The sequence below is a fragment of the Actinomyces sp. Z5 genome (genome assembly GCF_003287795.1).
Classification (GTDB): Bacteria; Actinomycetota; Actinomycetes; order Actinomycetales; family Actinomycetaceae; genus Actinomyces; species Actinomyces glycerinitolerans.
Map to the genome: position 1 here is coordinate 1 of NZ_QMIN01000070.1, position 9,016 is coordinate 9,016.

The 9,016-nt window shown below is 70.9% G+C and carries 9 protein-coding genes; 3 read left to right on the plus strand and 6 right to left on the minus strand.

The window, feature by feature from the left end; translation table 11 throughout:
• Positions 1-50: 50 nt before the first annotated feature.
• From DRB06_RS09640 to gndA, 6 genes are all read right to left on the minus strand, one after another.
• Complete coding sequence (locus DRB06_RS09640; protein WP_108967072.1) at positions 51-1,016, minus strand: aldo/keto reductase; 966 nt, start codon at positions 1,014-1,016, stop codon at positions 51-53.
• A gap of 23 nt (positions 1,017-1,039) precedes the next feature.
• Entirely contained in the window at positions 1,040-1,558 is a 519-nt protein-coding gene (locus DRB06_RS09645; protein WP_073332706.1) for a MerR family transcriptional regulator, read from the minus strand.
• Between the two features lie 352 nt (positions 1,559-1,910).
• Positions 1,911-2,360 (minus strand): DUF151 domain-containing protein, encoded by a 450-nt coding sequence (locus tag DRB06_RS09650; RefSeq protein ID WP_181575252.1) that lies wholly within the window; start codon positions 2,358-2,360, stop codon positions 1,911-1,913.
• 101 nt (positions 2,361-2,461) lie between these two features.
• Positions 2,462-3,109 carry a MerR family transcriptional regulator gene (locus DRB06_RS09655; RefSeq protein WP_073332710.1) on the minus strand — a complete coding sequence of 216 codons (648 nt, stop codon included), beginning with the start codon at positions 3,107-3,109 and terminating at the stop codon, positions 2,462-2,464.
• 92 nt (positions 3,110-3,201) lie between these two features.
• The gene (locus tag DRB06_RS09660; protein ID WP_073332292.1) at positions 3,202-3,648 is read right to left on the minus strand and encodes an FHA domain-containing protein; all 447 of its coding nucleotides are present in this window, start codon (positions 3,646-3,648) and stop codon (positions 3,202-3,204) included.
• 151 nt (positions 3,649-3,799) lie between these two features.
• Entirely contained in the window at positions 3,800-5,284 is a 1,485-nt protein-coding gene (gndA, locus tag DRB06_RS09665) for an NADP-dependent phosphogluconate dehydrogenase (protein WP_108967070.1), read from the minus strand.
• Between the two features lie 390 nt (positions 5,285-5,674).
• On the opposite strand from gndA, the gene zwf reads away from it, so the two are divergent.
• From zwf to pgl, 3 genes are read left to right on the plus strand one after another with little or no spacing between them, the layout of a single operon-like run.
• The gene (gene zwf / locus DRB06_RS09670) at positions 5,675-7,195 is read left to right on the plus strand and encodes a glucose-6-phosphate dehydrogenase (protein ID WP_258522223.1); all 1,521 of its coding nucleotides are present in this window, start codon (positions 5,675-5,677) and stop codon (positions 7,193-7,195) included.
• Positions 7,192-8,181: a glucose-6-phosphate dehydrogenase assembly protein OpcA gene (locus DRB06_RS09675; RefSeq protein WP_073332297.1), complete on the plus strand. Its 990-nt coding sequence runs from the start codon at positions 7,192-7,194 to the stop codon at positions 8,179-8,181. Before zwf ends, DRB06_RS09675 begins: the two co-directional genes overlap by 4 nt.
• The gene (gene pgl, locus DRB06_RS09680) at positions 8,181-8,966 is read left to right on the plus strand and encodes a 6-phosphogluconolactonase (RefSeq protein ID WP_181574837.1); all 786 of its coding nucleotides are present in this window, start codon (positions 8,181-8,183) and stop codon (positions 8,964-8,966) included. The genes DRB06_RS09675 and pgl overlap by 1 nt, the downstream gene beginning before the upstream one ends.
• Positions 8,967-9,016 lie beyond the last annotated feature (50 nt).

The window sequence follows — 9,016 nt, forward strand, 5'->3', positions numbered from 1 at the left end:
GTGCGCCTTGAGGCGCACGCCGGGCGGCGTCGGTTCTGTTGCCGGTTGTCTCAGACCTGATCCGAGGCCCGGGTGAGCGCCGCGGTCTCGTCCGCGGTGAGCGTGAGCGTGAGGGCGTCGACGATGGGTCCGAGCTGTTCGAGGGTGCGCGCGGAGGCCAGCGGGGCCACCACACCGGGGCGGTCTCGCAGCCAGGCCAGGGCGACCGCGGCGGGGGCGACGTCGTGCGCAGCAGCAACCTCGCGCAGCACGTCCACGACGGCGAAGCACTCCGGGCGCAGGTAGTCCTCCACCCAGCCGCCGCGCGGCGAGGCCACCTCCGCGCCGGTCGCGGCGGCGGGCCGGTATTTGCCGGTGAGGAATCCGGAGGCGAGGGCGAAGTAGGGCACCATGCCCAGCTGGTGAGCGGCGGCCACCTCCCCGCGGTTGCCGGGGCCCTCGACGTCGTGCCGGTGCACCAGGTTGTAGTGGGGTTGGAGCGCAACCGGAGCCGCGAAGTCATTGGCGGCGGCGATGGCGCACCACTCCTCAACGCGGTCGGGGGTGTAGTTGGACAGCGCCACGTGGCGGGTCTTGCCGGCGACACGCGCCTCCTCGAAGGCGGCGACCGTTTCCTCCAGCGGCGTGTTCGGGTCGTCGTAGTGGGCGTAGTAGACGTCCACGTGGTCGGTGTGCAGCCGCTCCAGAGACTCGTCCAGGGCGGTGCGGATGTTGCCGGCGGCGAGGCCCTCGCGCCCGGGCTTGGTGGCTACCTTGGTGGCGATGATGACGTCGTCGCGGCGGCCGCGGTCCGCCAGCCAGCTACCGATCACGGCCTCGGACTCGCCGCCGACGTGGCCTTCGGCCCAGTGGGAGTAGCCGTCGGCCGTGTCGATGAAGTTTCCGCCGGCGTCCACGTAGGCGTCCAGAATGCGGTGGGAGGTGGGTTCGTCGGCCGTCCAACCGAAGACGTTCCCACCCAGACCGATGGGGCTGACGGAAAGATCGGAGTTCCCGAGTGTTCTGGTTGGCGCCATGTTGTACCTCTTCGAGTTTGTTATCAGACCGCCTGCTGCTTGGCCGCACGGCGCTTGGCAAGCTCGTCCTCGACGACCGGGGCGTCGGCGGCGTGCTCGACCGGGAGCTCGGCGAGCGATCCCTCGATCTCATGCCAGACGCGTCCGACCGCGATGCCGAAGACGCCCTGGCCGCCCTGGACCAGGTCCACGACCTCGTCGGCGCTGGTGCACTCGTAAACGGAGGCGCCGTCGCTCATCAGGGTGATCGAGGTCAGGTCCTCGACCCCGCGCGCGTGCAGGGCGTTGATGGCCACCCGGATCTGCTGAAGTGAGACGCCGGTGTCGAGCAGGCGCTTGACGATCTTGAGCAACAGGATGTCGCGGAACGCGTACAGCCTCTGGGAGCCGGAGCCCTTGGCTCCACGGATGGAGGGCTCGACCAGGCCCGTGCGGGCCCAGTAATCCAGTTGCCGGTAGGTGATGCCGGCGGCGCGGCAGGCGACCGGTCCGCGATAGCCGGTGTTGACGTCCAGGTGCGGGAGCGGGTCACCGAAGAGCATCCCCTGCGTGTGCTGGGGTGCGGGTGCGTGAAGACTCGCTTCGTTGGCGCTCACTTGCCGGCTCCTGTCGAGATCGGGGCGTACGCGGGGACGCACGCGCGGGCCGGTCCTCCCGGCCACTGCTCCACGATAGAACCCGTCGTGGGCGGACTCAATGTCAGGCACGCCGAACAAAGGGCATTGAGTTGAGGTTGAGGTTCACGCTCGACTCCCCCGCTGTTCCGACGGCGCGAAATTGCGCGGATAACCCGCAACACCCGCAAGAGAAATGTGACGCGATGCACATCAACTTTCACATCTGTCACAAGAGCCACGCGTGTCGCAGGAAGCCGACCGGTCGGGACGGGCGGGGTCACGCATCTTCCGAGACGGCCCCGTCCAACTCCCGCCGCCACCGCAGCATGCGCTGCTGCAATGCCTCCTCGCCCAGATCGATGCCGCGCAACCGCAGCAGCGCGTCGGTGGCCAGCATCGGCAGGGACAGCATGTCGGCCAGAATCAGCGCGTCGCTGGGGACACAGGGCACCACCTTCGGCAGGCCGGGTGCCGCGGCGTCGAGCACCGCGGCGGCGCATAGGCCGCCGTCCGCATCGACGTCGAGCTCCACCCGCAGTATGGCCGAGCCGAAAGCATCCACGCAGGCAGTCAGAAACGGCACCCAGCTGGGGGGCCGGTTGTGGCTAGGGGTGCTCAGCAGCAGTCCGTCCCGCGCCCCCACGGGGACGGTGATCATGCCAGGGCCCCCGTCCTCCATGAGGACGGCGACCAGGCCTGAGTCCGGGACCGTGGAACGGACTCCCATCAGTGACATGGTCCGCACGCTCATAACCTACCGGCGGGTCGGCGGTGCTGTCCTGGGAACGGTGACAGAAGTATCTGGAGTAGCCGACTGGTATACGACGGTCAGCGCAGCGCGTCGACGGCGTGGTGCAGCAGGCTGGTGTGCAGCTGCGCCAGCACCCCGGCCAGTTCCGCGGCCGCGTCCTCCCCCGCCGTCGTCGAGCGACTGCGCTTGTGCTGGGTAGCCAGTTCGATGGCGTCGGCCTCACGCTCGGCGGCGCTGCGCACCGTCCGCAGATTGCGCAGGGGCACGCCCAGCCGGCCCGCCCTGAGCGCGAGCGACACGGTGGTGAGGGCACGGGAGTCGAAGCGGCCGTGCGCGTCGGGCACAATGATGCCGATCGTCACGAGTTCCTCGATCTGCGCCAGCGACGCCCCCGAGTGGTGCACCAGGTCATCGGCGTCGAAGGCGCCGGCCACGGTACGGCCGTCCGAGGCCACCACCCGCGCCACCGGGGCCGGCGGCGGGGCGTCCATATCCCCGTCCAACTCCGTCAGACGCTCGCGAATCACCGACAGCGGCAGGTACTCGTCGCGCTGCGCGGTCAGGGTGTAGCGCAGCCGCTCCATGTCGGCGACCGAGTAGCGCCGATAGCCATTGCCGACCCGGTGCGGGGAGATGAGTCCCTCGGCCTCGAGATAACGCACCTTGGAGACAGACAGCGCAGGGAACTCGGCTTTGAGGCGGTCGACCACCTCACCGATCTTCATCGCCGGCTCGCGGGAGACCCCGCGCGGCCACGGTTCGGATCCCTCTGCGGGCGCCAAGTCGTCGGCCGCCCCACGCCGGGCGGCGGCGCCGGTCACTGCGCGGCCCGCTGGGGCGCGGGGTGGTAGGTCATGCGGTACTTGCCGATCTGGACCTCATCGCCCGCACGCAGGGCCACCTGCTCCACGCGCTGGCGGTTTACGTAGGTGCCGTTGAGCGAGCCCTGATCGCGCACGGAGAAGCCGCCGGCGGGCAGCGCGGTGAAGACCGCGTGCTTGCGGGAAACCGTGACGTCGTCGAGGAAAATGTCTGCGCGCGGGTGCCGTCCGACGGTTGTCTCGGCGGAATCGAGCAGGAAGCGAGCGCCGGCGGTCGGTCCCTGCTGCACCAGGAGCAGCGCCGTGCCCGCGGGCAGTGCCGCGATGGCGGCCCGGTCCTGAGCGGAGATGCCCACTGAGGGGACGTCGGGCTCAACGGGGACGCCAATCGCCCCGAAGGCCTGGGTCGAGGTGGGATCCGGTTCCATCGGCGTGCTCGACATCTGTTCCCCTCCGGTCGGGCGGTGCCGGTCGCACCGCTGTGGTCAAACCATACCGTTGCCGCGGTGGGCCGCCGCAATGCGTGGTCCGGAAAAGGTCCCGGCCGGGGCCGGATGCGGCTGATGGCGTTTCACCCGGCCCCGAGTCCAGGACTCAGTTCCACTTCTCCTCGGCGCGGCCCGGCTCGGCCCACAGCACGTGGTAGACGCCCTCGGGGTCGTCCACACGGTGATAGGTGTGAGAGCCGAAGAAGTCGCGCTGTCCCTGGATGAGAGCGGCGGGCAGGCGCTGGGCGCGCAGCTGGTCCACGTAGGCCAACGAGGCCGCGAAAGCCGGTGCGGGCACGCCCGCCAGGGCGGCGGCGGAGACCACCTGCCGCCAGGCCGGCAGGGCGGCTCGCAGCGCGTCCGCGAAGGTGGGGGCCGTCAGCAGGCTGGGCAGCTGGGGGTCGGCCTCGTAGGCGCGGGTTATGTCGTCCAGGAAGCGGGCGCGAATGATGCAGCCGCCGCGCCAGATGCGGGCCATGGCGCCCAGGTCCACATTCCAGTCGTGCTGTGCGGACGCGGTGGCGATCTCGTCGAAGCCCTGGGCGTAGGCAGCGATCTTGGACCCGTACAGGGCCTGGCGCACGGCGTCGACGAAGGCGTCGCGCTCGGGGCCGGCGGCCAGATGCGGCACGGTGGTGCCGGCGTTCAGTTCTGCGGCCCGCACGGCGGCCCGCTGCGCGGGAGCGGAGGAGGCCGCCCGCGCGAAGGTGGCCTCCGCGATGGCGGGCACGGCCACGCCCAGGTCCAGGGCCGTGCGGGTGGTCCAGGCGCCCGTCCCCTTCTGGCCGGCGGCGTCCACAATCACATCCACGAAGGGCGCGCCCGTGGCCGGGTCCACCCGGTCCAGGACCTCGGTGGTGATGTCGATCAGGTAGGAGTCCAGCTCGGAGTGCTTCCAGTCGCGGAAGACGCCGGCGATCTCGGGCACGCTCATTCCGGCCACGCCGCGCAGCAGATCGTAGGCCTCGGCGATCAGCTGCATGTCGGCATACTCAATGCCGTTGTGCACCATCTTCACGAAGTGGCCGGCGCCGCCGGGGCCGACGTGCGTGCAGCAGGGCTCGCCGTCCACGTGGGCGGAGATGGACTCCAGCAGCGGCCCGAGGCGCTCGTAGGAGGCGTCGGTGCCGCCGGGCATGATCGAGGGGCCGAGCAGTGCCCCCTCCTCACCACCGGACACACCCATGCCAACGAAGTGGATGCCCTGCTCGCGCAGGGAGGTCTCGCGGCGCTCGGTGTCCTCATAGAAGGTGTTGCCGGCGTCGACGATGATGTCTCCCGGCTCCAGCAACTCGCGCAACTGCTCGATGACCGCCTCAGTGGCGGAGCCGGCCTGCACCATGATGATCACGGCGCGCGGCCGCCGCAGCGAGGCGACGAAAGCGGCCGCGTCGACGGCCGGAACGAAGTCGCCCTCGCCCCCGTGCAGGTCCATGAGCCGCTCCGTGCGGGCCGGGGTGCGGTTGAACACCGCGACCGAGTGACCATGGCGGGCGAGGTTGCGAGCCAGGTTGGCGCCCATCACCCCCAGCCCGTACACGCCGATATCCGCTGAGGCGGGCTGCGGGACGAAGTCGCTCGCTGAACTCATCGCAATCCTCTTCTGCCCGTCCGCACGGGCCACGGTTCTGGGATCGGTTATTGGGCAAGGTTACGCGCCGGGCAGGCTCCCGGCGCACCCCAGAGCCTACCGTTGGGGCCGTCGCGTCGTACACGGCCGGTGAGAACTTGAAACACGCCCTGACAGACACCCCCTCGACACCCGCCCTGCCCGGCGTCGGTGTCGGCCGAGCGCATAGAGTGGATACGGTCGGCCCTGCACCGCATCCGGGATCCGAGTGGGCGTCATGGTCGGCCGCAACCACCCACCGGGAAGAAGAACAGGAAGGCGCAGAAGGCACCCGTGGACCTCTCCCATATCTCAAGCACACCGACCGCCTCCGGCGCCCCGGGAGGCGTTGCCGCTCCGCGGGACAATCCGCTGCTGGACCCGCGCGACCTGCGTCTGCCCCGCATCGCCGATCCGTGCGTGCTGGTCATGTTCGGCATCACCGGCGACCTGGCCCGGCGCAAGCTCCTGCCGGCCATCTACGACCTGGCCAACCGTGGCCTGCTCTCCCCCAGCTTCTCGCTGGTGGGCGTGGGACGGCGCAACTGGTCCGACGACGACATGCGCGAATACGTCGCGGACGCGGTGCGCGGCGGCGCCCGCACCCCCTGGCGGCAGGCGATCTGGGATCAGTTGGCCGCCGGCATGCGCTTCGTCGAGTTGGCCTCCTTCGACGACGACGGCGCCTACGAGCGGCTCACCCGCACCGTCACCGACCTGGACGCCACCCGCGGCACCGGCGGCAACCGCGCCTTCTACCTGTCGGTGCCGCCGGCCTGGTTCTCCGCCGTCACCGAGCATGTGGCCGCCTCCGGGCTCGTGGACGAGGTCCCGGGCTCCTGGCGGCGGGTGATCATTGAGAAGCCCTTCGGCCACAACCGCGCCAGCGCCCAGGAGCTGGACGCCGTCGTCTCCCGGATCGTGCGCCCGGACGACGTCTTCCGCGTCGACCACTACCTGGGCAAGGAGACGGTGCAGAACATTCTGGCGCTGCGCTTCGCCAACACCATGTTCGAGCCCCTGTGGAACCAGCGCTACGTGGACCACGTGCAGATCACCATGGCCGAGGACATCGGCATCGGCACCCGCGCCGGCTACTACGACACGATCGGCTCGGCCCGCGACGTCATCCAGAACCACCTGCTGCAGTTGCTGGCCCTGACCGCCATGGAGGAGCCCATTTCCATGCGCGCCTCCGCCATCCGCTCCGAGAAGGAGAAGGTGCTGGCCGCCGTCAAGCTGGAACGGGCCGGCGTCCTCGATCTGGACGCGACCACCGCCCGCGGCCGCTACGAGGCCGGCTTCCAGGGCGGCGTCCCCGTGCGCGGCTACCTGGAGGAGGACGGGGTGGCCGCCGACTCCCACACGGAGACCTTCGCCGCGGTGCGGCTGGAGATAGCCAACCGCCGCTGGGCCGGGGTCCCCTTCTACCTGCGTACCGGCAAGCGGCTGGCCCGCCGGGTCACGGAGGTGGCGGTGGTGTTCAAGCGACCACCGTTCCTGCCCTTCACCGACGCGGCCACGGCCGGCCTGGGCGCGAACACGATCGTGCTGCGCATTCAGCCCGACGAGGGCATCACCATGCGCATGGCCTCTAAGGTTCCCGGCACCCAGATGGAGCTGCGCGATGTGACCATGAACTTCGGCTACGGCGCCTCCTTCAACGAGGAGTCCCCAGAGGCCTATGAGCGGCTCATTCTGGACGCGCTGCTCGGCGATGCCCCGCTGTTCCCGCAGCAGCGGGAGGTGGACCTGTCCTGGCGGATCCTCGACCCGGTGATCGAGCACTGGGCCGCGAACGGAGTGCCGGAGGGCTATCGGCCCGGCTCCTGGGGGCCGCCCTCGGCCCATGACCTGCTTGCCCGCGACGGCCGCATTTGGAGGCGCTCATGATCATCAACCTCACCGAGACCACAACCGACGAGATCGTCTCCACCCTCCTTTCCGAGGGTGTCAGCAGCGGTTCGCGCGTGCTCACCCTCGTGATCGACACCGACCGGGACGGTCTGGAGGAGGCCCTCGTGGCCGCCCACGGCGCCAGCCTGGACCATCCCTGCCGCGTGGTGGCGGTCGTGTCGCCGACCAACGGCAGCGACGACGCCGACGACGACCGGCGTCACAATGGGCACCGTCCCGACGGCTCCCTCGGCCATCTCGACGCCGAGATCCGGCTCGGCCACGACGCTGGCGCCGGCGAGACCCTGGTGCTGTTCCCGGAGGGCGAGGCGGCCCGCCACGCCGACACCCTGGTGGTGCCCTTCCTCCTGCCCGACGTGCCCGTGGTGACCTGGTGGCCGTATGCGCCGCCCGTGCGCCCGGCCACGAGCCCGCTCGGAGCCCTGGCCACCACCCGCATCACCAACACGCCCTCTCAGCCGGACCCGTCCTCCGCCCTGGCGGCCCTCGCCCCCGAGTACACGCGCGGCGACATCGACCTGGCCTGGACGCGCATCACCCTGTGGCGCGCCATGGTCGCCTCAACCCTGGACTCGCTGCTGTGCGCCGGGGCGGTCCGGGGAGTCGTCGTCGCCGGCGAGCCGCACAATGCCTCGGTGTCCCTGATGATCCGCTGGCTGCGGCTGCGCCTGGGTGTGGATGTGGAGCGGGTGGATGCCCCAGAGGTTCCCGGCATCGCCACCATTACGGTGCGCACCGACTCCGGTGACCTGGTGATCACGCGCAAGGACCACGAGCGGGTGATGATCACGCGCCCCGGCGTCGAGCGCCCACAGGTCGTGACCATGGCCCGCCGCGAGCCGGTGGCCACAATGAGCGAGGAGTTGCGCCGGCTCAGCCCGGACCTCGTCTACGAGGAGGTTCTGGCCACCTTCGCCGAGGACTCCGCCCAGGCCGCCGTTGCGGAAGAAAGGATCCACTGATGCCCACAGTCGATGCCGCCGCCGTCAACGCGGCCGCGGACGCCCGTCCCCTCCCCTCCGTCGTCGTCCACGACTCCATGGCCGAGGCGGCCGCCACCGCCGCCGCGGAGACCGCGCGACTGCTCGCCGACGCCGCCGCCGAACGGGGCGTCGCCCACCTGGTCCTGACCGGCGGATCGGGCGGTGCGGCGCTCGCTGCGGCGCTGCCCGCCGCACTCGCCGCCGTCGGGCTCACATCCGCGCACGGGCTGGATCGGGTGCACCTGTGGGAGGGCGACGAGCGCTTCGTGCCCGCCGACGACCCTGACCGCAACGACCTACAGGTGACGGGACTGGTAGCCGCCGGAATTCCGGAGGCCAATATGCACCGCCTGCCTGGCCCCGAGCAGGTGGAGTCCGTCGACGCGGCGGCCGCCGCACTGGCCGAGGCGCTGCGGGAGCACGGCCCGGCCGACGGGCGCTTCGACGTCGTCCACGTGGGGCTGGGGCCGGACGCGCACGTGTGCTCGCTGTTCCCGGGGCACCCGGTCGCGCCCACCACCGGTACGGACGTGATCGCGGTGCGCGACTCCCCCAAACCGCCGCCCGAGCGCGTGTCCTTCACCTTCGACGTGTTGCACCGGGCCCGTCGGGTCATGGTGGTGGCCGGCGGGGCCGGTAAGACCGAGGCGGTGGCCAAGGGGCTGGCCGCCCCCGACGTCGTCGCCGCCCCGGCCTCCTGCGCCCGCGGCGAGGCCACGGTCTGGCACCTGGATCGGGCGGCCGCCGCCGGCGTGCCCGACTGACCCGCGGCTCGTGCCCGCGGACGTCCACCGGCGTCCACAGGCACGAGCCG